This window comes from uncultured Dechloromonas sp., from assembly GCF_945957265.1.
Taxonomy (GTDB): Bacteria; Pseudomonadota; Gammaproteobacteria; order Burkholderiales; family Rhodocyclaceae; genus Azonexus.
The window spans coordinates 116,478-143,038 of sequence record NZ_CAMFKO010000003.1 but is presented as its reverse complement, the minus strand read 5'-3'; the positions used below and the strand labels follow the sequence as shown (position 1 = coordinate 143,038).

At 56.2% G+C, this 26,561-nt stretch carries 18 protein-coding genes; 5 read left to right on the top strand and 13 right to left on the bottom strand.

Annotated features, from left to right (window positions below; all coding sequences use genetic code 11):
• Nucleotides 1-200: 200 nt before the first annotated feature.
• Nucleotides 201-605: a hypothetical protein gene (locus Q0P59_RS03260; protein ID WP_295003511.1), complete on the bottom strand. Its 405-nt coding sequence runs from the start codon at nucleotides 603-605 to the stop codon at nucleotides 201-203.
• Between the two features lie 169 nt (nucleotides 606-774).
• Between Q0P59_RS03260 and Q0P59_RS03255 the strand changes: the two genes are divergently transcribed.
• On the top strand, nucleotides 775-1,008 hold the full coding sequence (locus tag Q0P59_RS03255; RefSeq protein ID WP_295003509.1) for a helix-turn-helix transcriptional regulator: 234 nt from the start codon (nucleotides 775-777) through the stop codon (nucleotides 1,006-1,008).
• A gap of 222 nt (nucleotides 1,009-1,230) precedes the next feature.
• Entirely contained in the window at nucleotides 1,231-2,313 is a 1,083-nt protein-coding gene (locus Q0P59_RS03250) for a type I restriction endonuclease (RefSeq protein WP_295003506.1), read from the top strand.
• A 615-nt stretch (nucleotides 2,314-2,928) separates the two neighbouring features.
• Here Q0P59_RS03250 and Q0P59_RS03245 read toward each other — a convergent pair.
• From Q0P59_RS03245 to Q0P59_RS03200, 10 genes are all read right to left on the bottom strand, one after another.
• Complete coding sequence (locus Q0P59_RS03245) at nucleotides 2,929-3,186, bottom strand: hypothetical protein (RefSeq protein WP_274740268.1); 258 nt, start codon at nucleotides 3,184-3,186, stop codon at nucleotides 2,929-2,931.
• 90 nt (nucleotides 3,187-3,276) lie between these two features.
• Nucleotides 3,277-3,684: a Cu(I)-responsive transcriptional regulator gene (cueR, locus tag Q0P59_RS03240; RefSeq protein WP_027458361.1), complete on the bottom strand. Its 408-nt coding sequence runs from the start codon at nucleotides 3,682-3,684 to the stop codon at nucleotides 3,277-3,279.
• Between the two features lie 19 nt (nucleotides 3,685-3,703).
• Complete coding sequence (locus Q0P59_RS03235) at nucleotides 3,704-6,112, bottom strand: heavy metal translocating P-type ATPase (protein ID WP_295003502.1); 2,409 nt, start codon at nucleotides 6,110-6,112, stop codon at nucleotides 3,704-3,706.
• Nucleotides 6,113-6,200: 88 nt separating this feature from the next.
• Nucleotides 6,201-6,947 carry an HD domain-containing phosphohydrolase gene (locus Q0P59_RS03230; RefSeq protein WP_295003499.1) on the bottom strand — a complete coding sequence of 249 codons (747 nt, stop codon included), beginning with the start codon at nucleotides 6,945-6,947 and terminating at the stop codon, nucleotides 6,201-6,203.
• A 10-nt stretch (nucleotides 6,948-6,957) separates the two neighbouring features.
• Nucleotides 6,958-10,092 (bottom strand): efflux RND transporter permease subunit, encoded by a 3,135-nt coding sequence (locus Q0P59_RS03225; protein ID WP_295003497.1) that lies wholly within the window; start codon nucleotides 10,090-10,092, stop codon nucleotides 6,958-6,960.
• Nucleotides 10,093-10,105: 13 nt separating this feature from the next.
• Nucleotides 10,106-11,689, bottom strand: coding sequence for an efflux RND transporter periplasmic adaptor subunit (locus Q0P59_RS03220; RefSeq protein ID WP_295003495.1), 1,584 nt, complete (start codon nucleotides 11,687-11,689; stop codon nucleotides 10,106-10,108).
• Nucleotides 11,686-13,002, bottom strand: a complete 1,317-nt coding sequence (locus Q0P59_RS03215) for a TolC family protein (protein WP_295003493.1) — start codon at nucleotides 13,000-13,002, stop codon at nucleotides 11,686-11,688. The genes Q0P59_RS03220 and Q0P59_RS03215 overlap by 4 nt, the downstream gene beginning before the upstream one ends.
• A 4-nt stretch (nucleotides 13,003-13,006) precedes the next feature.
• On the bottom strand, nucleotides 13,007-13,345 hold the full coding sequence (locus tag Q0P59_RS03210) for a copper-binding protein (protein ID WP_027458355.1): 339 nt from the start codon (nucleotides 13,343-13,345) through the stop codon (nucleotides 13,007-13,009).
• Between the two features lie 23 nt (nucleotides 13,346-13,368).
• Complete coding sequence (locus tag Q0P59_RS03205) at nucleotides 13,369-13,803, bottom strand: DUF411 domain-containing protein (protein ID WP_027458354.1); 435 nt, start codon at nucleotides 13,801-13,803, stop codon at nucleotides 13,369-13,371.
• 105 nt (nucleotides 13,804-13,908) lie between these two features.
• The gene (locus Q0P59_RS03200) at nucleotides 13,909-14,541 is read right to left on the bottom strand and encodes a cytochrome c (protein WP_274740279.1); all 633 of its coding nucleotides are present in this window, start codon (nucleotides 14,539-14,541) and stop codon (nucleotides 13,909-13,911) included.
• 149 nt (nucleotides 14,542-14,690) lie between these two features.
• On the opposite strand from Q0P59_RS03200, the gene Q0P59_RS03195 reads away from it, so the two are divergent.
• The 3 genes from Q0P59_RS03195 (at nucleotide 14,691) to Q0P59_RS03185 (ending at nucleotide 19,364) form a co-directional block, all read left to right on the top strand.
• Nucleotides 14,691-15,368 (top strand): heavy metal response regulator transcription factor, encoded by a 678-nt coding sequence (locus Q0P59_RS03195; RefSeq protein ID WP_295003488.1) that lies wholly within the window; start codon nucleotides 14,691-14,693, stop codon nucleotides 15,366-15,368.
• Nucleotides 15,365-16,759, top strand: coding sequence for a heavy metal sensor histidine kinase (locus Q0P59_RS03190; protein ID WP_295003486.1), 1,395 nt, complete (start codon nucleotides 15,365-15,367; stop codon nucleotides 16,757-16,759). Before Q0P59_RS03195 ends, Q0P59_RS03190 begins: the two co-directional genes overlap by 4 nt.
• A gap of 268 nt (nucleotides 16,760-17,027) precedes the next feature.
• Nucleotides 17,028-19,364, top strand: coding sequence for an AAA family ATPase (locus tag Q0P59_RS03185; RefSeq protein WP_295003484.1), 2,337 nt, complete (start codon nucleotides 17,028-17,030; stop codon nucleotides 19,362-19,364).
• Between the two features lie 98 nt (nucleotides 19,365-19,462).
• On the opposite strand, the gene Q0P59_RS03180 is transcribed toward Q0P59_RS03185, so the two are convergent.
• Together Q0P59_RS03180 and Q0P59_RS03175 are read right to left on the bottom strand one after the other, a co-directional pair.
• The gene (locus Q0P59_RS03180) at nucleotides 19,463-25,414 is read right to left on the bottom strand and encodes a DUF3320 domain-containing protein (RefSeq protein WP_295003480.1); all 5,952 of its coding nucleotides are present in this window, start codon (nucleotides 25,412-25,414) and stop codon (nucleotides 19,463-19,465) included.
• Nucleotides 25,415-25,562: 148 nt separating this feature from the next.
• Nucleotides 25,563-26,555 carry a thymidylate synthase gene (locus Q0P59_RS03175; protein ID WP_295003478.1) on the bottom strand — a complete coding sequence of 331 codons (993 nt, stop codon included), beginning with the start codon at nucleotides 26,553-26,555 and terminating at the stop codon, nucleotides 25,563-25,565.
• Nucleotides 26,556-26,561: the final 6 nt, after the last annotated feature.

Here is a 26,561-nt window from a genome sequence, read left to right as displayed (position 1 = left end):
GCGTATCGCTTGTTCACCAAGAAGACCAGAGACGTATGAGCATATCTAGGGGGCAAAAAATGCCTGCGAACTGTCAGGAAGGTGCAGTAACCAGCTACAACACCTAGACTAGGGGATACTTCCCTGTACGGTTTGTTTGGCGATTGATAAAGGCGAAAACCAAATTTAGGTCCGAGCGACCATGTGAATGGTTCACGTGGCTAAATTGTCGTCTCAATCCAAATCTTTGCCTTCGCCAAAGCAAGCCCACTTGAAAGAATTGCCTCTGCCATACTGTGCACATGTTCCCGGCTGCCACGTGCCGTAATGGTCAGTTCGATGTCTCCATTTTGGGCAAGAAGAAGAGTAGCTGGTTCCACGTCCACACACTGCCTAATATGGTTCAGTAAAAACTGTGCGCGCATACTCGAAGGAACAACCTGGATTGCAGTGACCGTATGGAGGCACTCATCTGCTTGAGAAAGTTGGCGTTCCAAAACCTCGATGGTAGCCAACAGTTCTTGTGAGCATGTGCCTTCTTTGGCTAGCTTTAGTGCGGTAACTAATTTTTTGTACCAGTCTCCGTTGTAAAGCAGGCCACGAAATCGATTCGGACGATTTTTCATTGTTCCTAGCTCAGAGTCATTTTCATGGCCTGTTTGCAGAAAAAGGCCATAGCTCGCCTCAAGGTGGTGGTATGCAATATTAATGGGAGAACACTATACGGTGGAACACTATGGTGTGTAGATTCTAACAGCAAACCCCCTGAAACTCGGCGAAAAACCGGGAAAAGGTATGAATCGAATTGAAGCCTTGGGGGCCGTAATACGGGACACCCGTTTACGTCTTAATATTTCGCAAGAGAAGTTGGCAGAAACTGCCAAGCTTCACAGAAACGCATTGGGCCGTATTGAACGATGCAATGTCGTGGTGACTGTTGGTACGCTCTGGCTTATTGCTGACGCACTCGGGGTTCCCGCGTCTGTATTGATGCAAGAAGCTGAACTATTGGCGAAAAAGGAAAGCTAATCCGAAAAGCTGTCGTCATCCCAATTAGTCTTCCGAAAGCCGTCCACCACAAATCGGCCTACAGAGCCGATACGACCAATGCTGCTCTCTCTGAGTTCTGAAAATTTTCGGGGAGCTAGCGAATTACGCAGAAGTTCACTGTCCGCACGTACTTCTCTGTCAAAGTTAGATATGTGAAGGTAATATCCAATTTTCATTGTAGATGCCCAGCAAGGATTCGACATGGATTTCATTGACCAACTTCGCGCTCTGGCCACACGTATTGCCAATACCAAGGACCTCATCCAAACGGAAGAAGCCACCAAGAACGCCATGGTGATGCCCTTCATCCAGGCCCTTGGATACAACGTGTTCGACCCACTCGAGGTGACCCCCGAACTGGTCGCCGACGTCGGCATGAAAAAGGGCGAAAAGGTCGATTACGCAATCCTCAGCAGCGGCAAGCCCATCATCCTGTTCGAATGCAAGAAAGCCGGCGCCGAGCTCAACGTCAATCACGCGTCCCAGCTGTTCCGCTACTTCCACGTCACTGAAGCACGCTTCGGCGTCCTGACCAACGGCATCCGCTACCAGTTCTTCACTGACCTGGAGCAGCCCAACAAGATGGATGAGAAGCCGTTCCTTGAATTTAACATCCTCGACTTCAAGGACCAGGAGGTCGAGGAACTCAAGAAGTTCGCCAAGGCCAGCTTCAATGTCGACACGATTCTGATGACAGCGAACGACCTGAAATACACGCGGATTATCCAAAACCAGCTGGCCGAATGGATGACCAACCCGTCGGAAGAGTTCGTACGCCTAGTCGCCGCCGACCACCTCGCCGGCAAGCGTTTTACCCCGGCGGTAAAGGAACAGTTTACGTCCATCACCAAGCGCGCCTTCCAGCAGCTAATCGGCGACCGTATCAATGACCGCCTGCGTGTAGCCATGGCGCCAGAACAAGCCGCTGAAGCAGCACCGGCTACCACTGCCGCCCCTCAAGAAGCGGCCGAGCCGACGAACGATACGACGGCCATCACCACGACACTTGAAGAAATCGAAGGCTTCCATATCGTTCGCGCGGTTCTGCGTGACGTGGTTGCCACCAAGCGGATTGTGATGCGGGATGCCCAGAGCTATTGCGCCATCCTCCTGGACGACAACAACCGCAAGCCGATTTGCCGCCTGCGCTTCAATAATACCGCTCGCCTTGCCATTGGGCTGATGGACAGCGAGAAGAATGAAGAGCGAGTCCCGCTGGCCGACCTGGATGAGCTCTACAACTACGCGGACCGCCTCAAAGCGACTGTGCAAAGCTACCTTTAGCCGCCTGATAGTCAGTTGAAACTGGCTATTCATACAGTGCCACGTCCTCATCGAACAAACATTCGACGAGGACATGGTGGCCATTCCCTCCAAGCCCGTCCTGCTCGAGGTCCGCGGGTGTGAAATCTCACCTTAGTTGACCACCTGAAGTCATCGGACCTGACCACCGAATATCGATAGCTTGACCAGTAATCTTTTGGGCGGCATTCGGCCAGGAGCAGAAGTTCAGCCTAAACCAACAAAATGGCCGCTTTCTAAAGATTTGCGGCCACTCATTGAGTTGACCGCCTAGCTCTGGGAGTGCCCGAAAAACCAAGAGCCAAAAATCAGTCACTGTGAATGATTATGGCCTTGACCGCATCTATCGGGCCGACATCGTGCCAATGCTCGCTCTTTTTCTCCGCAGGAGGAACCTCCTGGCAACCATGATTGCATTCCACCACCCAGCGGCGCATTAGGAAGTTTCTACAAAACCTAAAGCTAATCGCTCTGTGGTCACAGCCAACTGCCTCCGCAAGTAACTTGCAGGCGCAGTGGCTACCGTGGCGGGTCGTGTCGAAATCGAGCATTTGAAATGATTGGCGGCTCCTGAGAGCCGCCAGATTGGAGCAGAAGCTACTTCATGTCTCGCGGGTGGTAATGCTTCGACGTGTCCTTGGCTGGATTTTTCTTGGTCGGTTCAGCAGGTTGCGCATTCTGCGGCACCCCAGTTTTCTCCTGAACATGCGAATGGGGCTTTGACGCTTGAGATGGTGCCGCCTTCTCGGCTTTTACCTCGGCAGCCGGAGCTGCTTTTTCTTCAGCGTAAGTGCTCGTTGAGAGAGCGGCGATAGCAGCCAGAATCATGGCGGGAAGCAGGTTTCGCAGTTTCATGGTCATTCTCCTCAAACTGTTGAACAAGGTTGTCCTGTTTTGACAATTTCAGTGTGCGCTTTGCAAACCGTCGAGGAGGTGACGCCCAGATTACATTCGCGTCAGGTTCCCTGCCCCCGCCAGATTGTCCAGAATAGGACAATCCGGTCGCTCGTCACCGTGGCAGCAATCCACGAGGTGAGAGAGGGCGTTTTTCATCGATTGGAGTTCTTCAAGCTTCCTGTCCAGGAAATCCAGATGTTGCCGAGCGACAGCCTTAACTTCGCGGCTAGGGCGAGTTTTGTCCTGCCAAAGACTGACTAGGCCCCTAATTTCCTCTATCGAGAAACCCAAATCACGAGAACGCCGAATGAATTGCAAGGTGCGGATGTCCTTTTCGCCGTACAAGCGATAGCCAGCGTCGGTTCGGCTGGCTGGCGGCAACAGCCCAACACTCTCGTAGTGCCGAATCATCTTGGCCGATACACCGGAGGCCTTGGCCGCTGCGCCGATATTCATTCCACTCTCCCATCCACGCTCATATGGTTGCGGCACCCCGCCAACGGCGCAGGAGCAATGCATTGGTGACCACACTAACACTGCTGAAGGCCATCGCCGCACCGGCAATCACCGGATTCAGCATACCCAGCGCGGCGAGGGGAATGCCCAGCACGTTGTAGGCAAAAGCCCAGAACAAGCCCTGCTTGATTTTGCTATAAGTACGCCGCGAAACATCGAAGGAATCGGCGACCAGGCGCGGGTCCCCCCGCATCAGGGTGATGCCCGCCGCTTCCATGGCCACATCGGTGCCGGTCGACATGCTCAGCCCAACGTCGGCAGCGACTAAGCTAGGCGCATCATTCAGACCATCGCCGACCATGGCAACAACATATCCTTGACCACGAAGCTCCTGGACGATGTTCGCCTTGTCCCCGGGCAGCAATTCGGCACGCACTTCATCGATGCCGAGTTCCTTGGCCACGGCCTGTGCGCTACCCTGATTGTCTCCGGTCAGCATTACCGTCTTGATACCGAGCTCGCGCAGCCGGGCGACAGCCCGATAGGAAGCCGGTTTGACGGTGTCGCCAAAGGCGAGAAGCCCCAGCAACTTCACGGAATCGCCCTTTTGGCACAGCAACCACGAAATTGTCTTGCCCTCGCTTTCGAGTGCCGAGGCAACGGCCGCTAGTTTGCCTAGAGCTACGCCGAGCTCCTGCATCAGACGGGAGCTTCCGAGGAGCATCAATTCGCCATCTAGCAGGGCTTGAATGCCACGTCCGGGCAAAGCTTTGGCTTCGCTGACAACTGGCAGAGAGAGGCCAAGTTCACGCACCTTTTCCATGACAGCATGAGCTAACGGGTGGTCGCTAGTTTGTTGAAGCGCACCGGCAATCCGCAATATTGCTTCTTTGGTGACGCCCTCGACTGGTTCATATGCCACCAAAGATGGCTTCCCTTCTGTGAGTGTCCCGGTCTTGTCAAAGGCCACCGCCGTGACCGAGTGTGCCAGTTCAAGTGCTTCGGCATCTTTGATGAGGATGCCCTGACCGGCAGCTACCCCCGTCCCAGCCATAATGGCGGTCGGGGTGGCCAGGCCCAAGGCGCATGGACAGGCAATGACGAGAACGGCGACAGCATTGATGAGCGCTTCTTCCCAATTCCCGGCATATAGCATCCAGCCAACAAAGGTAACCAATGCAATCGCCAGGACGGCCGGCACAAAGACAGCACTGACCTGGTCAACAATCCGCTGTATCGGCGCTTTGGCCGCCTGGGCCGACTCCACCATACGAATGATGCGGGCCAGTGTTGTCTCGGCACCGATTGCCGCCGTTCGGACGCGCAGCAATCCTTCGCCATTCACTGAGCCGCCGGTCACCCTATCCCCGACACGCTTCGAAACCGGCAGGCTCTCGCCGGTGATGAGCGCCTCATCGGCATGGCTTTCCCCACTGACTACCTCACCATCCACGGCAATACGCTCTCCTGGACGGATAACGACGAGGTCGCCAATGGCCAGTTGCTCGACCGGCATCGAAACCTCCTGGCCGTCGACTAAGACGCGGGCAACGCTAGGACGAAGTGCATTCAGCGCCCGAATGGCATCGGCCGTCTGCCGTTTGGCTCGTGCTTCCAGCCACTTGCCCAAGAGAACCAGCGTAATGACCGCAGCGGAGGCTTCAAAGTAGAGATGGTGGCCATGACCCCCGCCGTTCTGAATCAGTTGATATGCCGAGAGGCCGTAAGCGGCACTGGTGCCGAGGGCGACCAGCAAGTCCATGTTGCCTGCGCGGGCCTTGATTGCCTTCCAGCCAGACCGATAGAAACGCCAACCCAGCCAGAACTGAACAGGTGTTGCCAGTGCCATCTGCACCCAGCCATTCAGCATCCATTCGACCCAGAAAAGTTGAGCCAGCATGGGCGCTATCAAAGGCAGAGTCAGTATCGTACTGGCGGCAATCGGCCACCACTCGGGGAGCCGGGCAGGGGTGGCTTCCGGCTGTTGGGTAGCGACCGGATGCGCGGTGTATCCGGCTTTGGTGATGGCGGCCTGTAACTCGGAAAATGCCATCCTCGATAGCGCTTCTACGGTTGCCTTTTCCGTTGCGAGATTGACCGAAGCGGTTAGCACCCCAGGTTGCTTGAGCAAGGCCTTCTCGACCCGGCCCACACAAGAGGCACAACTGATTCCGTCAATCTGAAGCTCGATGGTTTGTGTTACCACCTCGTATCCGGCGTTGCGAATAGCCGCAGCCAGCGTGCTCGCCTGGACCTCGGGGGTCGTTGTCAACGACGCCTCTTCGGTCGCCAGATTGACGCTGACATCTATCACGCCGGTGAGTTGCCGGAGTGCCTTTTCGATGCGTGCGACACAGGAGGCACAACTCATCCCACGAATACCAAACCGGAGTTCGACAGGAAAATTGAAATCTGATGAGGCGGACATTGGAATCTCCTTGGGGTTGCCATGGAGTCATGCTGAAGCTTCCAACCATGGGAAGGTCAAGCGCTTTGAAAGGATTTTTTGCACTAGCCTAGATTCCCTCCGGGTGACTACATTTGATGGCGACCATGTCCCGAAGTACCTTTTCTTCTGCCAGGAATAGATTGACCGCCAAGGGGTCGAACTGGCTACCCGCCATCCTCCGAATTTCCTCCTTTGCCCTATCAAACGAGAGGCCCTGTCGATATGAGCGGTCGGACGTCATGGCGTCTAAGGTGTCAATCACCGCAAATAGCCGGGCGCCGATAGGAATTGCCTCTCCCCCCAAACCTCGTGGGTAGCCCGTACCATCGAATCGTTCTTCATGGCTCCGAACCAATTCGGCAGCAACCTCGAGACCGGGCAACTGGCTGACAATGGAGTACCCCAACTCAACATGGCTGCGCATGGTTAGCCATTCCTCGGCGGTCAGGGCGTCAGTCTTTAGAAGAATGTGCTCAGGAATGCCGATTTTTCCGATGTCGTGAAGCAAGGCCCCCCAGTAGATTTGGCGGAGCTCTTCAGCATCGGAAATGATTCGGCGGGCCAGTACCAGGGTGTGACAGGCGCTTCGCCGAGAGTGCAGTCCTGTTTCCAGTTCTCGCAGGTCCAGTGTTCGGACAAGTGCCTCCACAAACCCTGAGTAAAGCCCAGCCAAATCGAGAGTCGGCTTGTGACCGATGCACCGGTCCAGCAGGCAGCCCTCACAGCAGTGACAATGCTCCTCTCGAAGGTACAACCTCTCCTTGTCGCTAGTACCGCAGTGGGCGCATGTCGGAGAGGCTGTACTTGAGCTCATGATGTACTCGTCAAGCTTCCAGGTTCCTGGAAAGCCGCCACTGCTTAACCAGTGCGTAGATGGCGGGGATGACGGCCAACGTCAGAACGGTCGAGGAAATCATGCCACCGACCATCGGGGCGGCAATCCGGCTCATCACCTCGGAGCCGGTACCTGTTCCCCACATGATGGGCAGCAAGCCCGCCATGATGGCGACGACGGTCATCATCTTCGGCCGAACACGCTCCACCGCACCTTCCATAATGGCTTCGTAAAGGTCAGCCACACTAGGTGTTTTACCCTCAGCGCGCCGCTTGGCCTTCAACGCTTCCCAAGCATGGTCAAGATAGATGAGCATCACGACGCCGGTTTCCGCCGCCACGCCAGCCAGCGCAATGAAGCCTACGGCAACTGCCACCGAGAGGTTGTAGCCGAGCAGCCACATCAGCCAGATACCGCCGACCAGCGCGAAGGGCACCGACAGCATCACGATGAAGGTTTCGGTCAGGCGCCGGAAGTTGAGGTAGAGCAACAGGAAAATGATGAGCAGCGTGACAGGCACGACAATCTTCATTTTCTCGATAGCTCGCTCCATCGACTCGAACTGGCCGCTCCAGGTGGCGTAATAGCCCGGCGGGAATTTCACCTTCTCGGCGACAGCCTTCTTCGCATCAGCCACGTAGCCACCGATGTCGCGGTCGCGGATGTCGACGAAAATGTAAGCGGAGAGCAGCGCATTCTCGGTCCGGATGCCCGGCGTCCCCTTGGCGACCTCAACCTTGGCCAGTTGCCCCAGCGGAATCATTGCCCCATCCATGGTCGGCACCAGCACCTGCTGGGAAATCTGCTGCGGGTCGGAGCGCAGTTCGCGCGGATAGCGCACAGTGACCCCGAATCGCTCACGGCCTTCGACGGTCGTGGTCACCATCTCGCCACCCAGTGCCTGTCCAATCACCTCCTGAACGTCGCCGACAGCTAGGCCGTAGCGGGCCAACTGAGCACGGTCCGGTTCGATATTAAGGTAGTAACCGCCGGTGATGCGCTCGGCAAAGGCGGATGTCGTGCCCGGCACCTCCTTCACCACCGTTTCGATTTCCCGGGCCAAGCGTTCCATTTCGTTGAGGTCCTTGCCGAATACCTTGATGCCGATGGGCGTCCGGATACCGGTGGACAGCATGTCAATACGGGCTTTGATGGGCATCGTCCAAGCATTTGACACACCAGGGAACTGCAATGCCTTGTCCATCTCGGCAATCAGCTTGTCGATGGTCATCCCGGAGCGCCACTCGGATTCCGGCTTGAGGTTGATGACCGTCTCGAACATTTCGGTCGGCGCCGGGTCGGTGGCCGTATTGGCGCGCCCCGCCTTGCCGTAGACTGATGACACCTCGGGGAAGCTCTTAATGATTTTGTTCTGGGTTTGCAGGAGTTCGGCCGCCTTGGTAATTGACATCCCAGGCAGAGAGGCCGGCATGTAGAACAAGGTACCCTCGTTCAAGGTCGGCATGAATTCGGAACCCAGCTTGCTGGCGGGATAGATGGATACCACCAGCGCCACCAGCGCCGCCACGATGGTTGTCTTCTTCCAGCGCATGACCCAGGCAATGATGGGTCGGTAGCCCAAGATGAGGAAACGATTCACCGGGTTCTTGGCCTCGGGCATGATTTTGCCGCGAATGAACAGCATCATCAGCACTGGCACCAGTGTCACCGAGAGCAAGGCTGCGCCGGCCATCGAGAAGGTCTTGGTGTAAGCCAGCGGCGAGAACAGGCGACCTTCCTGCGCCTCCAGCGTGAATACCGGCAAGAAGGACACCGTGATGATGAGCAGCGAGAAGAACAGCGCGGGGCCGACTTCCTTGCATGCGGCAATCATCGCCTCGACCCGCTCGCTGTGGCTGTGATTCTCCGGCAAGCGTTCGATGTGCTTATGAGCGTTCTCAATCATCACGATGGCCGCATCAATCATCGCGCCAATGGCGATGGCAATACCGCCCAGACTCATCAGGTTGGAATTCATGCCCAACAGGCGCATGGCGATGAAGGCCATCAGCACGCCGACCGGCAGCATCAGGATGGCGACCAGGGCACTACGCAGATGGAGCAGGAAGACGATGCAGACCAGGGCGACGATGAGGCTTTCCTCGGCCAGGGTACGAGTCAGCGTATCGATGGCACGGTGAATCAGCTCGGAGCGGTCGTAGACTGTCTCGATGGTGACGCCTTCAGGCAGGCCAGCGGAGATTTCACCAATCTTCTCCTTCAGGTTATGGATAACTTCCAGAGCGTTCTGACCGTAACGGGCCATGGCGATGCCGGAAACCACCTCGCCTTCGCCGTTGAGTTCGGTCAGGCCGCGACGCTCATCCGGGGCTAGCTCGACGCGAGCAATATCGCGTACCAGCACCGGCGTGCCCTTGTCCGATTTCACGACGAGATTTTCGATGTCACCGGCACCGCGCAGATAGCCTTTGCCGCGCACCATGTATTCGGTTTCGGCCATCTCGACGACCCGGCCGCCAACATCGCGGTTGGAGTCGCGGATAACCTGTGAGACCTTGGCCAGCGGAACGCCGTAGGCACGCAGTTTCACCGGGTCGACAGTGACCTGGTAGGTCTGGACGAAGCCACCGATGGAGGCCACTTCTGCCACGCCATGCGCCTTGGTCAGTTGATAGCGCAGATACCAGTCCTGGAGCGTGCGCAGTTCGGCCAGCGTCTTGTCCTTGGCCAGGACAGCGTATTGATAGACCCAGCCAACGCCGGTCGCATCCGGACCGATTTGCGGCGTGACACCCTTGGGCATGCGGCCAGCCGCGAAATTGAGATACTCGAGAACGCGCGAGCGCGCCCAGTAGATGTCCGTGCCGTCCTCGAAGATGATGTAGACAAACGAAGCGCCGAAGAACGAGAAGCCACGAACCACTTTGGATTTCGGCACCGACAGCATCGATGTCGTCAGCGGATAGGTGACCTGGTCCTCGACCACCTGCGGCGCCTGGCCGGGATACTCGGTGTAGACGATAACCTGGACGTCGGAGAGGTCGGGGAGCGCATCCAGGGGCGTGCGCATGACCGCCACAACGCCGGCGACGATGACAAACAAGGTGGCAAGCAGGACGAGGAAGCGGTTGCGTCCCGACCATTCAATGATTTTGGCCAACATCGGGATAGGCTCCTCAGTGACCGGCGTGCGGGTTGGCCTTGCCGGCCGGTTGGCTGGCAAGTTTCACCGAGGTGATGACCCATTCGCCCTGACCGCGCTCAACGAACTCGAAATCAATCGCAGCACCGGGCTTTAATTGCTTGAGGATGGCTTCGTTGGCAGCCTTGAACTCCATGGTCATGCCGGGCCATTTCAGACTCGCCACCGGGCCATGCGTCACACTGACCGTGCCTGCCTTCGTATCGACTTCCTCAACCTTGCCTTCGGCCTGATGGCCAACCTTGGTTGCGGCAGGTTTCTCGGGCGCGGCCGCGCCACCATGACTGGAATGCCCGAAGCTGCCGACGGCTGCTTTCAGATTGCTCTCCGCATCAATCAGGAAATTGGCGGCGACGACCACCTGCTCGCCTTCACGGACCCCATCCAGTACCTCAATACGCTCATCACTGCGGGCACCGAGCTTGACGTCGCGCGGTTCGAAACGGCCTTCCCTGGCTTGCACCAGAACGATTTGGCGCGTGCCGCTATCGATGACCGCTGAATTCGGTACGGTGACTACCGCACCCTTGGCCGCCGTTGGCAACTCAAGCTGCGCAAACATGCCCGGTTTCAGTTGGTTGTTTGGATTCGGCAAGTCAATTCGAACCGGAATGGTCCGGGTTTCTGCTTTCAGGGTCGGATAGACATAGCTGATGGTGCCTTCGAAGCTCTTGTCAGGGTAGGCATTGATTTTGACCTTGGCCTTGGCACCAGGCTTGACCCAAGCGATGTCCTGTTCAAAGACATCAGCGACGGCCCAGACCGACGAGAGGTCGGTGACTTGATAAAGTGCTTCGCCGGGCATGAAGCGCATGCCCTGGACGGCCTTCTTCTCGGTCACGATGCCATTGACTGGCGAACGGAAGGTTAGCGTGCGCCGGGTTTCACCGGATTTGGCGAGGGACTTCACTTGTTCTTCCGAGATGTCCCAGTTGCGCAGACGCGCCAGACTGGAGTCGGCCAACTGACGCATCCCGTCCTGAGTGCTCCCATCAGCCCCCTTCAGGCTCTCGACGCCTTGGGCGGCAATAGCGTACTCGCGCTGCGCCGAGACCAGTTCCGGACTGTAAACCTCAAACAGCGGCTGCCCCTTGCCCACCGGCTGACCGGTCACATTGACATGCAGACGCTCAACATAGCCTTCGAATTTGGGCGAGATGGCATAGGTGCGGCGCTCGTCGGGCTCAATTCGACCGGCCGCCCGGATAACCTTGTCCAGGTTACGCAGCGTTGCCGCTTCGGTACGCACCCCGAGCTTCTGAATCTTCTCGGTGCTGATTTTGATTTGGTTGGCGGAAGCCGGTTCATCATCTTGCTCGCCTTCGTAGACCGGGATGTAGTCCATCCCCATGGGGTCTTTCTTGGGCGTCGGCGAGGTATCAGGCAAACCCATCGGATTGCGGTAGAAAAGAACTTTCCGTTCTTTCTTCCCCGCATCGGCCGTCATGCTGGCAGGCCCCTCGGCGTGTGGAAGCGAACTATTCTTCTGGCCCGCCCAGTAACCGCCACCAGCGGCCAATGCAGCCACGACGGCAGCGGCAATCACTCCCTTGTTCATAGTTCTTCTCCGAGGATGCGTTCGATTTCGGCGAGGCGAACCTGGGCCTCTGCACGCGATTTGATTTGGTTGAGCTTGGCCTGGCGAATCTGGCGCTGGGCATCCAGCAGGGTGGCAAAGTCCACTTTGCCGGTTTCATAGCCCGACAGCGCCGCTTTGAAAGTCAGTTCAGCCTGCGGTAGCAAGCTGTCGGTAGTCAGGCGTTCGGTCCGCCGGGCCGCTTCCAGTTCGAAGAGGTTGGCCGAGAGGTCGGACAGGAGTTGGTTGGATGTGGCATCACGTTTTGCTCGGCTCGCCGACACCATGGCTTCGGCCTCGCGTTCCTGGGCGCGTCGGCTGGACTGCTGCAAAGGGATGTTGATTTCGAACATCAAGTCCCATTGCTTCACTTCATTCTGCATCTGGTTCGGTACAACACCGACCGTCACATCGGGATAACGATTCTTGTAGGCCAGTTCCCGGCTTTTCTCGGCGGCTGCGATTCGGTGGCCTTCGGCCGACAACATCGGGTTCCGGGTCCGCGCACGCTCTTCCAGGGTCGCGTAGTCAAGTTGGGCGGGAGCCGGCAAGGGGCGCAGGGATTCCGGCATGGCCAATGGCGCAGCAGCGGGGCGCCCCAACAAGGCGTTCATGCGTGTCTTCAGGTGATGATGTTCAGTCTCGATAGCGATGAGTTCGTTACGCATCGAAGTCTGTTCGACCTGTGCCCGGATAACGTCCTGCTGCGCTGCCAGGCCGCCGGCGTAGCGAACCTGGGCAATTTTCTCCAGGCGCACCATCAGGTCGAGAATTTCCTTGGTCAGGCTTTCATTGCGGTTCAGGTAGTAGAGCTGCGCGTAGGTGGTCTTGATTTTGGCGGCGACTTCGCTCCAGGTGCCGTAGGCGCGCCCCTTGGCGCCCTCTGCCTCCAGTTCGGCAATTTCGCGCTTGAGGTCGCGTTTTCCGAACCAGGGGATGTCCTGCATCAAGGTGTAGCGCGTGCTACCGACCCGGCTGGGGGACAGGGAGGCGCTTTGCGAGCCGCCCTTGGTAATGTCCATCAATTCGGTGCGCAATTTAGGGTCAGGCAATGCCCCGGCTGGGGTAATCCGCTCAGTGGCGGCATCAGCTTCGTAGCGCATGCTGGCGAAGTCGGGGTTTCCTTCTCGTGCCATCGACAGCAAGCTCTCAACATTGCTGCCCGGTTGAACTTGGGCCTGGGCACCCAGGCACCAAGATGCTGTAAGCGCGGCGCACAGGAGTTTGCGCGAGGGTGTTATTCGTTTCATCGGCTTGTCCTCGTGATGTTTTACGCTGGCACCGCGTGCCAACATGTTCTTACTTTGGCAGTTCCAGGCGGACGATAGTCATTGCACCATTGATGTTGTCCGATGCGAATCGGATTTTCTGTCCGCTCTTCACTTTGTCGAGCCAGGAAGCATCCTTGACCTTGAACGCCATGGTCATCGCTGGCATGCCGTTGGGCAATGCATCATGGGAGACGGTCAGCTTGCCTCCAGCCTTGTCCACCTTTTTCACCAGGCCGTCGATGAGCGGGGATTCCGCAGCCTGAGCGTGCATTGCACCGTGACCGGCATGCGCGCCATGGTCAGCGGCCAACGCAATTGCGGGAGCCAAAGCGCCGATAACGGAAAGGGAGGCAATCAATTTCTTCATAAGTGTTCTCCTTGTGATAAAGGTTAATGTTTTGCGAAAACCTTGTGGCTTCCGTCCGCCTGGACGAGCAGCGTGTCATACGGTTGTGGATGATTGGTTTCCATACCCGGCGAACCTTGGGGCATGCCGGGTGCGGCTAGGCCGACGGCCTTGGGCTTTTCTTTCAGCAGGCGCTGGACATCGGCTGCGGGCACATGCCCCTCGACCACATAGCCACCGACCTTGGCAGTGTGGCAGGAGCCAAAACGTTCCGGCATGCCGGTCAATTTCCGGGCAGCAGGCACGTCGTTAACGTCCTTGGTGACGACGTCAAAACCAGCCTTGCGCATGTGTTCAACCCATTTTTCGCAGCAGCCGCAGTAAGGGCTCTTGAAGACCTCGACGCGCTCGGCCGCATGGGCCTGTGGGATGGCAGCAAACAAAGCAAAGGCAATGATGAGAGGTCTGGTCTTGAGCATTTCGGTCTCCGTTAAGCAGTGAGGGCTAACGTATAGGAACAGAGTTTAGATAGGCGCAACCAACAGCTACCTGACCCCAAAATTACATTTCTGTAAGCATGGGCCCTAGTGGCTGTGTTTGTGGCGGCTGTGGGAGTGGCTCTCATGGTTATGTCCCTTCTCCGACGGTTGTTGTAGCGCGGGCTCATGAGGCATGCCGCCATGCGAATGCCCCTCGCTTGCAGCAACACTGCCCTCATACGCGTTGGCTGAGAGCTTCGGTAGCACCTTGATGAAAGCCGTCAGGTCCCAGATGGCTTCGTCATCCATACCACCTGCAGCCCATGCCGGCATGCCGGAGCCTTTGATACCGTGTTTGATAATCCAGAAACGACGTCCATCGCCTTCTGACGCATTCGTTGCGTCATCTGCCAAGGCGAGATTGGGCGGAACGGGATACAGACCTTTGCGTATCTCGCTGTCTTCCATGCCAGGGGAGAGATGGCAACCAACGCACATGGCTTCGTAGTTGCCCGCACCGCGGCGAATACGCTCTCCGGACGCCAAATCTCCGGGGGGAACGATGTCTTTCGCTTGCCTCGTGATGGATTGCTCACGCGCCCAGGCAATCAGTTTGGTCACGCCATCTGAGTGTGTCCTATCCGCCGCGAAATCGAGACCGCCATTCTGGATATAACCAAAGCCCGCAATAGCCCCAAGGCCAATCACAGAGGCTGCCCCCAACAAAAATTGCTTCATACGCGTCCCCTGATTTCAATATGCACCATTTTGGGGAAAGTGACCTAACCAGAAACTGACCGAAAAATTACATTTCCGTAATCTGGATGGTTAAGCTGCCGCCTGAGAGCAGAATAAGTCGCAGGAAATGAGTCACAGGGAGTAGTTCGATGAGGATATTGGTCGTCGAAGACGAGCCGAAAACAGGCGATTACCTTAAGCAGGGCCTGACAGAAGCCGGTTTCATGGTCGACTTGGCCAGAGACGGCTTGGATGGACTACATCTTGCCCTGACTGAAGCCTACGACTTGGCCGTGCTGGATGTCATGCTGCCGGGCATTGAGGGATGGCAGGTATTGCAGGGCATTCGCAAGGCAGGCAAGGACATGCCGGTGCTGTTCCTGACCGCCCGCGATTCCGTCGATGACCGGGTGAAGGGTTTGGAGCTGGGGGCTGACGACTATCTGGTCAAGCCGTTTGCCTTTTCGGAACTCCTGGCACGAGTGCGCACCCTGCTGCGACGAGGCTCCAAAACCAAAGAGGCCGACGTGCTGCGAGCAGCCGACCTGGAACTTGACTTGATGCGGCGTCGGGTTACTCGGGCTGGCAAAAAAATCGACCTCACCTCCAAGGAGTTTTCACTGTTGGAGTTGCTGCTGCGCCGCCAAGGGGAAGTCCTGCCGAGGTCGCTTATTGCCTCCCAGGTCTGGGACATGAATTTCGATAGCGACACCAACGTTATCGAGGTGGCGATACGTCGCCTGCGAGCCAAGGTTGATGACAGCTTTGAATTGAAGCTCATCCACACTGTTCGCGGCATGGGATATGTGCTGGAAACCGCCGAATGATGCAACGCCGAAGGAAATCACTGACCGCCCGGCTAACTCTACTCTTTGCCGTCGTTTCATCCAGTGTTCTTCTGATTCTGGGATTAGTTATCGCCGAGTTGGTTGAACGTCACTTCGAGGACATGGACCTGGAGCTACTCGAGGGAAAGCTTGAACTCATTCAACACGCGGTCATTTCAGCGCGCGCTGAAGGAAACTTCGATGGTTTGCCGGCGCAGCTGGATGCAGCCTTGGTTGGTCACCATGGTCTAGCGGTAGGAGTGTGGAGCTCCGACGGCAAGAAACTGTACTTGTCTGAGCGTGCAGACTTCCCGCAAAAGAATCTTCCGCCAAAACAAGACAACCCCCTTCCTAGAACCTGGGAGGGAAAGGTAGAGCAACACTATCGTGGCATCTCGGGCCTAGCTCCAACTGGCGCTGAAGGCGAGGCGCCAGTGGCGGTGCTCCTCTCAACCAGTCTTACTCACCACGAGCATTTCATGCAGTCGTTCCGCCTAACGATGTGGGCCGTCGTAACGCTTGCTGCCTTGCTGAGTGGATTCCTGGGTTGGTTAGCTGCCAGACGAGGACTGGACCCGTTGCGAAACATTACCCGTCGGGCATCGGACATCACAGCTAACAGCCTGGACCAGCGGATTGAAGCAGGCGAGATTCCGGCCGAACTGGCTGAGGTAGTCAACACGCTGAACGACATGCTGGGCCGTCTCAAGGAGTCATTTGACCGGTTATCTGACTTTTCGTCAGATATTGCCCACGAATTGCGAACGCCAGTCAGCAACCTGCTGACTCAAACGCAGGTCATGCTTTCCAAGGTACGCTCGATTGATGAATATCAGGATGTTCTTGCATCGAACGCGGAAGAACTTGAGCGATTGTCTCGCACTATCGCCGACATGCTTTTCTTGGCCAAAGCCGACAACCATCTCCTGGTGCCGACACAAGAGCCCATAGACCTCAAAGCTGAAATATCGGGCATGCTTGAGTTTTACGAGCCGCTGATTGACGAAAAACACTTGCAATTGACGTTGCATGGCAACGCCGAAGTTGATGGAGACCGGTTAATGCTGCGGCGAGCGGTCGGCAACCTGCTTTCAAACGCAATCCGCCATACGCCAGAACATGGTTTTATCAACATTGCTCTTGAGATTGAGGATGAGAAAGTCAGAGTCCGCATTGAAAATAGCGGAGAAACGATACCTTCAGAACATCTGCCAAGACTGTTCGACCGTTTCTACCGAGTCGACTCATCTCGGCAACGCGCAGGGGAAGGCTCTGGTTTGGGATTGGCGATTACCAAATCCATTGCTTTGGCACATAACGGAAGCGTCAGCGTCAATTCTACTGATGGGGTAACCAGGTTTTCACTTTGGTTGCCTGCACGGAAGAGTTAAATACAGCTCTTGCCGAACCTCAGCGACCGCTAGCAGTCCTCGCGTAAATGGGGGCTGAATGTCAGCTTGGGGTCGATTGGAGCCGGTCAAGTGCGGGCGATTCGGTGGTCAGTAGCCTGCGATTTCACACGCGGGGACTCCATGGAGGACGCCGGCCTCTTTGAGGGCGACATCGTGGCGGTCCAGAAAGGCGCGCCGGCCAAGCCCGACGATAACCTCTGTCCTTAAGTTTATGCATTAAGATAATGACATAAACAAGGGAGAGGCGATGAAGCTGGAGCGTTTCGGAAAAATTCGCGGCCACAGGATTTTCAAGAACTTCACTTGGCCGATAACGCTAGAAGAGTTTGGCCGTTTTAATCTTGTGTACGGCTGGAATGGTACGGGCAAAACGACCTTGTCAGGACTGTTGAAGTCCCTTCAGACGGGGACGGCAGTTCTTGAAGGTGACGTCGACTTTGTTCTGGATGGCACCACTGTTGCAGGCAAAGACCTTTCTCAAGTCGGATTGCCACAAGTCCGCGTCTTTAGTCGTGACACGGTCGCGCGTAGCGTTTTTGAGAGTACAGGAGGTGCCCTTGGCCAGCTACCCCCCGTGTATGTTTTCGGTGAGGAGAGCGCAGAAAAACAGCGTCAGCTCGATGCCATCAAAGCAAACCTTCCTGCCCTCACTGAGGCCGTCAGGATAGCCGCTGCCCAAGAAACCAAAGCCCAAAAGGACCTTGACGACTACGCAACAGCTACAGCACGTTCCATCAAGAATCTGCTGGTTGCGCCCGGTGGCAGCTTCAATAACTACAACGCCGCTGACTTTAGGACGAACATGTCGCGGTTCGGCGCTTCGCCGGCTGCTCAATTAGCCCCAGAAGAGCGACAAGCACTGCTCGACATGAAGGACGCCCAAGCATTGCCATCGGTGCAACTAGCAGTGGTTGCTTTTCCCGACCTGCTGAAGCTCCAGCAGGAAGTGCAAGATGCTCTGCGAGCAAGTGTTGTATCCGCCGTCATTGATGAGTTGGCAGCCAATCCAACGGTTGCAAGTTGGGTCCAAAGCGGTTTGTCGCTGCATATTCAGGGTGGCGATGCTGCCGCCTGCAAGTTCTGCAATCAACCGCTGCCGGCCACACGCCTGCGTCAACTAGAGGCTCACTTTAACGACCAGTTTCGTCAATTTAACCAAAATTTAGCGGCGCTGGTTGGACGCATCGAAAATGCGGCTAATGCCATTGGGGTTGTTACGCTACCTAGTAGTAAGGACCTCTACCCGGAGCTTCGGCGCGAATATGAGGAGGCCTGCGGTGGAGTCAAACTCCACTTGAATAATGTCCGTTCTGGACTGCTAGCACTTGCGAGAGCCGTGAGAGTTAAGCAAGAGCGAGTCTTCGAGAGCCTTGACCTCAGGAGTCTCTTAAGCGGTGGCAGCGGCCTTCCTGATGACGACGTGTCCATATTGGCGAGACTCATGGAGGCCTTGTCTGCAGGATTGCCAGCTCTGGGTGAATTCATGGGAAGGCTCGCTCTCGAGCGCGTCAATGCTCTCCTTGCTAAGCATAACTCCAAGACGGTGTCTTTTGCTGAGCAGGTGAAGTCCACGCGTGAGCGCTTGCATCTCCATGAGTTGTCTGTCGCATTACCCGGGTGGTCCGAGAAGCAGACTCGTTTGGAAGATGCAACCAAGTTGCACGCGGCAGCCAAGGAGTCATGGGGCAACGCTCGACTGGACATGTTGGCACTTGAGACGGACATCCGTGACCATCGTCAACCTGCTGATGAACTAAACCGTGAATTGGTGGCTTATCTTGGACACGATGAAATCCAGGTGGCGGTGGAGGACAACGGGTACCGCCTCGTCAGGTGCGATGGCGCCGCTACAAACCTTAGTGAAGGTGAGCGAACTGCCATCGCTTTCCTGTACTTCCTAAAGTCGCTGCAAGACCGGTCCTTCGACCTTGAACATGGCATCGTTGTTGTCGATGACCCTATCTCGAGTCTTGATACAAACGCAATTTACAGTGCTTTTGGCTTTATGAAGCGAAGGCTATGTGACGCTGGGCAGCTCTTTGTCCTAACCCACAACTACACCTTTCTACGGCAGGTTAAGAACTGGTTTGGCCATCTAAACAGAGGGCGGGGCCAAAAACCGGCTAGATTCTTCATGCTGCGAGCAGCCTATAGAGATGGGCAACGCAACTCTGCCCTCGAGGCCTTGGACCCGTTCCTCCGTGACTACGAATCCGAATACCACTTCCTATTCAAACGGGTGGTTGAGGCGAGTGGGCTCCCAGGTGGGGCGCCATTGCAGTCTTATTATGAACTTCCCAATTTGGCTCGGCGCTTGTTGGAGGCGTTCTTGGTTTTCAAGGTGCCTGACCAGAAGACTCTGCATGCGCGGCTTGAAGTTGTCGACTTTGACGGTCCCAAGAAAACTCGCATCCAGAGATTTTTAGACACACACTCTCACGCCGAGCAGATAGGCGAAGGCCATGACGATGCATCAGCTCTTGGAGAAGCACCGGAGGTACTGCGAGATGTTCTGGCGCTGATTAAAGAGTGTGACGAGCGGCATTTTGCACGAATGAAACTGGCTATTGCTCCCCCTGTATAAATAGCGTAGCGGAGGACCAGGCCAGGGCTGCGCTAAAAGTTGCCTGACTTGAGGTTGCTGCGAACGCAGAGGCTCCTTGGCCTTCGTTCTGAGCAGAGTTATCTGATGAGGCTGACGGACCCCTCGCTCATTCTTACCATTTCTTTGGCCCGTCCAGCTTCTAGGGCTCGGATAATTCGCGCCTCCGCATCTGCTGAGGTACGAGCAATTCGCTGAAGACGGCAAATGGTCCTAGCCAATTCGCTGATGCTGGTTGCCCCGTGCTCCGAGAGAATAAAAACCGCCAAATTGGCGAGTTCTTCAAGGCAGATTTCACCTAATTGCCGCTTGCTGTCCTCGGCGTCATCCGCTAGTCGGAATTCTTGCCATTGCGTGGGCTGTGAAAGCTCGGGCCAATAGAAGGTGGTTTCCCCTTCCATGGTTCTAACTGCCATGGCAGGCAAAAGAGACCGCAGCAGTTCTTCAATACGCCTTCCAGTTCGAGCTAGGCCCCAAGCGCGAGCGACCTTCCGGAACAGCGCAGAATCGGCAATAGGTCCTTCGGCGTTAATTACTTGTGAAAGCTGCCCAGCTAGAATCTTCCGAGATGCCGGGTCATAAAAATGGTCCGGGTGGCCTCCGGAAATTTCGGTACTGCGGTATGCCGGAAGCTTTTGTTCCGGGACGGGCTCTGGTTGAACCATCTTTGCGTATGCTGCGACCTCAAGAGCCTCCTCGGAGGTCTCCGCACTTTCAATTTTGGGTTCCTCGGGAGCTTCCTCTTCAGAGGGCGCAACGGTCACCAGATGTTCCAGTCTGGCCAGAATTTTCTGCATCGGCTCGCTTGGATTCCGCCACCAATCAGTAGACCAAATCCTGTGCAACTCCCAACCAAGCCCTTGCAGAATGAGGTGGCGTAGCCGGTCGCGGTCGCGAGCAGTGGCAGCCGAATGATAGGTCGCCCCGTCACACTCAATACCCAATAAATAGCGGCCAGGAGCACGTGGGTCCACAACGCCAATGTCGATGCGGTAACCCGATACCCCGACTTGGGAATGGACCGTCCAGCCCTTCTCTCGCAACTGATTGATAACCTGCTTTTCAAATGGGCTATCCGGCTCCAGCCCAGTCGGATTGATTTGCTCGATGAGCGCGCGCGGTCCTCGAATTGCGAAATCGAGGTAATTTTTGAGGTCCCGAACCCCGGCAGCCCGAACCCGTGAAAGGTCAATCTGCTCTGGCATCAGGGTGCTGAAGATAACAACGCCCTGTCTTGCACGCGATACGGCGACGTTCAGCCGGCGATGCCCGCCCTCAAGGTTTAGCGGGCCGAAATTCAAGGCCACCTTACCTGCTGCATCCGGGCCATACGTAATTGAGAAGTAAATGATGTCCCGTTCGTCGCCTTGGACGTTCTCCAGATTCTTGACGAACAGCGGCTCAAGGGTGCTTTCGGCGATGGCCTGGTCGAGCTTGGTCGAGGCCCGGCGACGGGCATCCAGCAGGTTTTCAATCAGGCCTTGCTGGGCTTGGTTGAAAGTCACCACGCCGAGAGACTGCTTCTTTCCCTCGGGCGAGAGGTAGTGTTTTTCGATGGCGGCCACAATTGCTTCGGCTTCGGCGCGGTTGGTCCGCGAACCGCCTCGGTCATACACACCCGTCACCCGCTCTAGGCGAACGGCCGTATCTTCCGTCACCGGGGACGGGAACGTAACCAGCCGGTTATCGTAGTAAGTTGCATTGCTAAAGGTAATGAGGCTCTCGTGCCGGCTACGGTAGTGCCAATCCAAGCCGAGTTTGGGAAGGCCGATGCTCAAACATTCGTCCAGAATGCTTTCGAGGTCTTGTACCTCATCCTCGCCAAGGTTCGCGTCATCCTCATCGACACGATTGAAGAAATTGGTTGGAGGAAGCTGCTTGGGGTCACCAACACAAACCAGTTGCTTGCCGCGTGCAATTGCACCAACGGCATCCCAAACCGGGATTTGTGAGGCCTCATCGAAGATGACCACATCGAACTGCTGGTGCCCCGCTTCAAGGTACTGTGCAACCGACAAGGGGGACATCAACAGGCAAGGCTTCAGCTTCGATAACAGCGTTGGTAGATTCTTAATCAGTTGCCGTATTGGCGTGTGGTTTCGTTGTTTTGTCAGTTCCCGACGAAGCTTACCCATTTCCGAGTCGGCGCCAGGGGCCAACGCAGTGCTGGAGGGAATCTGGCCCGACAGCTTTGCAACGGCATACTGCTGACTCAGCTTCTGGAAGCGCTCGTCAGATTCCTTGAACTCGGCAATCTTGCGTTCGTGGTCAGCGCTGGAGAATGCGCAAAGCACTGGCTCCCTGTCCATCGCTCTCCGGACCCACCAGCTTTGATAGGTATATTCGAAGAACTCGGCAACATCCGCCAGCGCAACCTCGCCCGCTTCAAGGGAGCGAACAATGCCCGGCAGGCCGGCGCTGATGACCTTTTCCCGGTTGTTTTGCCAGAGGCACCAGGGTTGGATTTGGTGGGCCGCATGTTGCCATCCCTGTAGTTGTGCGAGCAGGCGCTGAATCGCTCCCGCAGCATGGGGCTCTTCGATAAGCGAGTCTTTGGCTCCACTCAGCTCTGAGACATGATGCGCCTCGCTGACCAGTTGCCGCTGGGCATCGCGATAGCGAACCAAGGCCCCTCCCAAAACACCGTCAGCCCGAAGCATCGACCGATTCTCAGTCACGTAGGGCAAGAGTTTGCTCAACAAGGCGCCGTGGAGGGCAATGTCGCCAGCCGCCAGTTGGGCCAGGGCGTCGGAATATTCCTTAGCCCATTTTTCATGGGCATCAACAGCATTCCAATCCGTCTTGTGAGCGTTGAACTCATCCTGGAGAAGCGCAGTTGCCTCCGCTCCCATGGCTGATAGGGCCTTGTCTTCGTCGTTAAGCTTGCGGAGGGTCGCAATCAGGTCATTAGCTTCGCTCTCACCAGGTGTTTTTTGGTCAATCCGGTATAGCCCGAAGCGCTTCAGGCACGCCCGTTTGGCAAGCCAACTCTTGGGCCACCAACTACTGTTGGCCTCACCCCACTGTATTTCGAGTTCTTGGCCGCTCAGGTTCGCCACTTCTTCCCTGTAGGAGCCCTCAAAGGTTTTCCAGGCGGCCTCGCGCTGCAGGCCATGATGGCGGAGCATCTTCAGCCGATTTCGAGCAATCTCATCGGTTGCCGCTCGGGCAACTCCGACCGGAACATTTGGCGCTTTCAACAATACATCGGCAAGGCGGTCCAACGCCGCCAGTTCGGACCACGATGAGCCAGTTTCTGGTCTTCCCAACAAATGGAGAAATGGCGCAATCAGTTCTTGAGTCGTGGATGCTGCTGCTGAAAGGCTATGGGCGGCATCGAGCAATTCTTGCTCCCAAGTGGGCGTCCAGGCCGTCCGCTTAATAGCCATGAGCGGATGGGCGCTGAGGTCGTGAAGCTGACCAGCGAGGGCTGCCATTTGTCGGCACAGAGTGCGCAGGCTATCGAGGTCCTTCCGGCTATGCTGGTTAGGGTCGGTCCAATCCAGGGCAGCAGGTTTCCAGTGGGTGTGTTTGATGCACGTCCCAATCGCATCGTAGATGGACAGGTCGTTTGGATGGGTTTTGTGAAGCGCGCCAACCAAAGTGTTCAATTCACCGCGTAAGCCAGCGAGGCGTTCAGCCTCTAACTCCCAATCCTTCACTGTTCTGGCATTGCCGGCATCCAAGGCCTTGCCCAACTGAGTGAGCACTTCAGACTTCTTGGCTTTCGCTGAGTGCAATTCGAGGCAAAACGGCCCAAGCCCGATGGAGTTCAACCGTCGATGGACGACCTCAAGCGCCGCCATTTTCTCGGACACGAAGAGCACCGTTTTGCCGGTCGCCAACAAGTGGCAAATCAGGTTGGTGATGGTCTGGCTCTTACCAGTTCCCGGGGGGCCTTCCAAGACCAGATTACTTCCCGAGTCCGCCACGCAAATAGCACGCAGCTGCGACGAGTCCGACAGCATCGGGGTATACAGCTGTTGTGGAGCGAAACGCTCATCCAGCGTATCCGCTGCAAATTCTGGGTCAGCCTCGCTGAAGGCCTTGCCCGGATTGTTGATAAGGTGAGCAACGACAGCATTTTCCTGAAGCTGTTTCTGGCGGTCTTGCAGGTCCTTCCACATCAGGTACTTCGTGAAGGAGAAAATGCCCAGATGCACCTGTTCCTTCACTTCCCAGCCTGGCAGTTCAGTGACGGCCAGCCGGAACGTTTGGAAGATTTTCTCTACGTCCAGGCCTTTGTCGTCCGTGGGCAGAGCCTCGAATGACGGCATCTTGAGCTGGAAGTCGTTGGCCAGTTTTTGAAGCAGGGTGGGATTTACCAGCGCCTCATCATCGTGCCGGGTGAGCCGGAAGCCCGTTCTCACCGACTGACGGGTAATAGTCACGGGAATGAGCAGAATCGGGGCGAGGTGATTGGCTTCGGAATTTTTGTCTTCCCGCCACTGCAGTAGGCCAAAGACCAGGAAGAGCGTATTGACCCCGCCTTCTTCCTTGCCGGTTTCGGCTGCCCGGAAAATCTCGGTCAGTCGGTCGTCGAGCTTGTCCTCTGGAACATCGACGACCAGTTCGTTTTTGGCGAGCGCGTCTTCAGCAAACGCCAACATAGCCGTTTGTCCGGTCCGTCCTTTGAAGACAGCCGCAGCACGAGGGTCAGTGCCGTCCATGATTTGCGGTGCAGCTTTGACTCTAAACTCACGCCCATCTGAAAGCCTGTCTTCCAATGCACCTAGGTCGTGGGAAATGACCTTGAGGTTGCTCTTGCTAGGCTTGAAGTTCAGCAACCGATTGCGCAGAGTGAGGTCGAGTAGCTTGCTCTTCCATTTGGCCAGGCGGCCTTCTGGGGTATCTGGGGTGGAAACCTCAGTTGGGGGCAATAGCTCCGGGTCCAGCGGCGGTAGTGCCGGCATATCCTCAATGGAAGGAGGTGCCTCTTCTGCAATTACGACAGTTGGCTCTTGCGCCGTCGAGCGAGAGGGAAGCGCTCGAATCTGAAGCTCGCGAGCGCGACGAATGTCGATGGCGTAGTGGAATTTCTCCTCTTCGTTGAGGTACGCGTCCCCTGTTGAACATGCCCAGCGGAGAGACGGCTTCTGGTCTGAGGCGGTGCCTGTCGTCTCAAGTGTCAGGAATTCACCGGATTTGACCCGTTTTCTCACGGCCATCACGTCATCAACGACTGACGTCGGAAAACTCGTTTCAATCAGCCATACTCCAATCCATGCGTGGCCTTCTTTGAAGAGAACAACTGGGTGCAGCCCTGCTTGCTCAAAGCAGGAGGCAAAGAGCATCGCCAGGTCGAGGCAGGTTGCCACCCGGCCATCGAATATTCGTTCTGGCGTTCTAATCTTCTGGCCATCTGAGCCAAATGAGGCAGGCGGATTTGAGTAGTGCAGGCCCTCGGCCAGAAGCGCACTGTAAATGGCCGAAACCTGTTTCCAGACCCGCTCACGGTTCTTGGATTGATAGCCATCAAGCGACAGCCCTGCGTCGCTCTTACGCAGAAGCGCAGATGCTTTGCCAAGCAAGCGGTCGACCACGACCGAGTTCGGCATGCTGAAGGCTGCAAGCAACTCGGGCAGGCTACGAGTTCCGGCCCATTGGTCGTACGCAAGCACCTCAATGGAATGATTGAGTTCAGACAGCGTTTTACCGTCTGCTACAGCTTTTATTCGAATAGAGGCTTTCTCGGCTTCGTCGAGCTTGATGAGGTAAGTATGGTCAGGCTGAAGGTCGACTGGGGAGATTGTTCGAGACTCTCCCGGAGCAAGTTGCTCAAAGTGAAAGCGGGCGCCTTGTGCGAATTCTGGGGTGCAGGAAACCAGGACAGCAAGGGAGTTCAGCGCCTCTTCGCTGTTGTTCTTAACGATGAGAGAGCGAACAACTGGAATATTGTTTTGAATTGCAGCGTACCCGGTTGTGGGGTCCACAATTACCTTTAGGTCTACCATGGGCGATTCCGTTTTCGCCTTTTCTTCTTGTTCGTTCAGCACTTCGGTCGCCATCTCATATCCCTTGGTTTTAAGCACTTAGACCTCATGCAATCCACTGAAAGCACAAGTGCTTATTGTATTTCTTGGGCATAAAATAGGTGTAGTGAATTTGCTTGAGGTACGGCTATTTCGACACAGTGCTCGACCAGAAAAAACGGGGCCGAAGCCCCGTTTGAGATAACAATCAGACTGCCATAGGCGCCGTGAGTGGCGGATGGTGCTGATACCCTTCGAGCCAAAAATCACTCGGCTCAACTTTTTCCAGCCATTCAGGTTCGTACTTTCTTGTCACCGCGTAGTCAGGAATACGGTCTGACAAAACCAGCTTGGGTGCCTCGAAGGGCTCACGCTTCAACTGCTCTTGAAGCATCTCTACGTGACTTTCGTAGATGTGAGCATCTCCGATGAAGTAGGTGAACCAACGCGGGGTATACCCAGTCAAGCGGCCAACCAGATGAAGTAGGGCGGCACCTTCCGTCAAATTGAACGGTGTTCCGAGCCCTACATCGTTGCTACGGATGTAGAGGCATAGCGAGATTTCACGTTTTGCCGCGTTGACCAAAAACTGATACAGCAAATGGCATGGCGGGAGCGCCATCTCCTCAAGCTGAGCCCAGTTCCAGCCATGGAAGAGGATTCGACGGCTACCCGGGTCACTCATGATGGTATCTAGGCACTGCCGTAGTTGGTCTATCGCCTTGTAAAGTAGCACGCTCGTTGTCGTGCCGTGCTCACCTACATCCTCGACTACGCCAACCTGCTTGTAGCCGTTGGCAAGTGCATCTGCAAGCTGAGCGGCCCCCTGCGGTTGGCTCTGGTCAAGCAGCTTATACGCAGGCCACTCGCGCCATTGAACGCCGTACACCGGTCCTAGGTCGTCCATCTGGAGTCTATAGGGGCTGGCCAGCCATTGGGCGTTCTCATTGGCATTTTGGTCCCAGACTTTGCAGCCCAGGCCACGAAAGTCAGCTGCGCTACGGTAACCCCTCAGAAAACCAACCAGTTCGCCGACTGCGGACTTGAAGGCCAGTTTTTTGGTGGTAACTGCCGGAAAACCTTCCTGGAGGTCAAATTTCATCATTGCACCGGGAATGCTCAGGGTGCGAATGCCGGTGCGGTTGTTTTGCCAGTCGCCGTTGTTAAAAATGTCCTGAACGAGGTTGAGATACTGTTTCATGTTCTT

Coding starts and splice junctions, on each gene's coding strand:
- Q0P59_RS03235 (WP_295003502.1), bottom strand. CDS start 6,112: ATGTCCGCCTCATCAGATTTCAATTTTCCTGTCGAACTCCGGTTTGGT.
- Q0P59_RS03205 (WP_027458354.1), bottom strand. CDS start 13,803: ATGCTCAAGACCAGACCTCTCATCATTGCCTTTGCTTTGTTTGCTGCC.
- Q0P59_RS03230 (WP_295003499.1), bottom strand. CDS start 6,947: ATGAGCTCAAGTACAGCCTCTCCGACATGCGCCCACTGCGGTACTAGC.
- Q0P59_RS03245 (WP_274740268.1), bottom strand. CDS start 3,186: ATGAAACTGCGAAACCTGCTTCCCGCCATGATTCTGGCTGCTATCGCC.
- Q0P59_RS03255 (WP_295003509.1), top strand. CDS start 775: ATGAATCGAATTGAAGCCTTGGGGGCCGTAATACGGGACACCCGTTTA.
- Q0P59_RS03200 (WP_274740279.1), bottom strand. CDS start 14,541: ATGAAGCAATTTTTGTTGGGGGCAGCCTCTGTGATTGGCCTTGGGGCT.
- Q0P59_RS03210 (WP_027458355.1), bottom strand. CDS start 13,345: ATGAAGAAATTGATTGCCTCCCTTTCCGTTATCGGCGCTTTGGCTCCC.
- Q0P59_RS03175 (WP_295003478.1), bottom strand. CDS start 26,555: ATGAAACAGTATCTCAACCTCGTTCAGGACATTTTTAACAACGGCGAC.
- Q0P59_RS03190 (WP_295003486.1), top strand. CDS start 15,365: ATGATGCAACGCCGAAGGAAATCACTGACCGCCCGGCTAACTCTACTC.
- cueR (WP_027458361.1), bottom strand. CDS start 3,684: ATGAATATCGGCGCAGCGGCCAAGGCCTCCGGTGTATCGGCCAAGATG.
- Q0P59_RS03195 (WP_295003488.1), top strand. CDS start 14,691: ATGAGGATATTGGTCGTCGAAGACGAGCCGAAAACAGGCGATTACCTT.
- Q0P59_RS03185 (WP_295003484.1), top strand. CDS start 17,028: ATGAAGCTGGAGCGTTTCGGAAAAATTCGCGGCCACAGGATTTTCAAG.
- Q0P59_RS03220 (WP_295003495.1), bottom strand. CDS start 11,689: ATGAACAAGGGAGTGATTGCCGCTGCCGTCGTGGCTGCATTGGCCGCT.
- Q0P59_RS03215 (WP_295003493.1), bottom strand. CDS start 13,002: ATGTTGGCACGCGGTGCCAGCGTAAAACATCACGAGGACAAGCCGATG.
- Q0P59_RS03250 (WP_295003506.1), top strand. CDS start 1,231: ATGGATTTCATTGACCAACTTCGCGCTCTGGCCACACGTATTGCCAAT.
- Q0P59_RS03260 (WP_295003511.1), bottom strand. CDS start 605: ATGAAAAATCGTCCGAATCGATTTCGTGGCCTGCTTTACAACGGAGAC.
- Q0P59_RS03225 (WP_295003497.1), bottom strand. CDS start 10,092: ATGTTGGCCAAAATCATTGAATGGTCGGGACGCAACCGCTTCCTCGTC.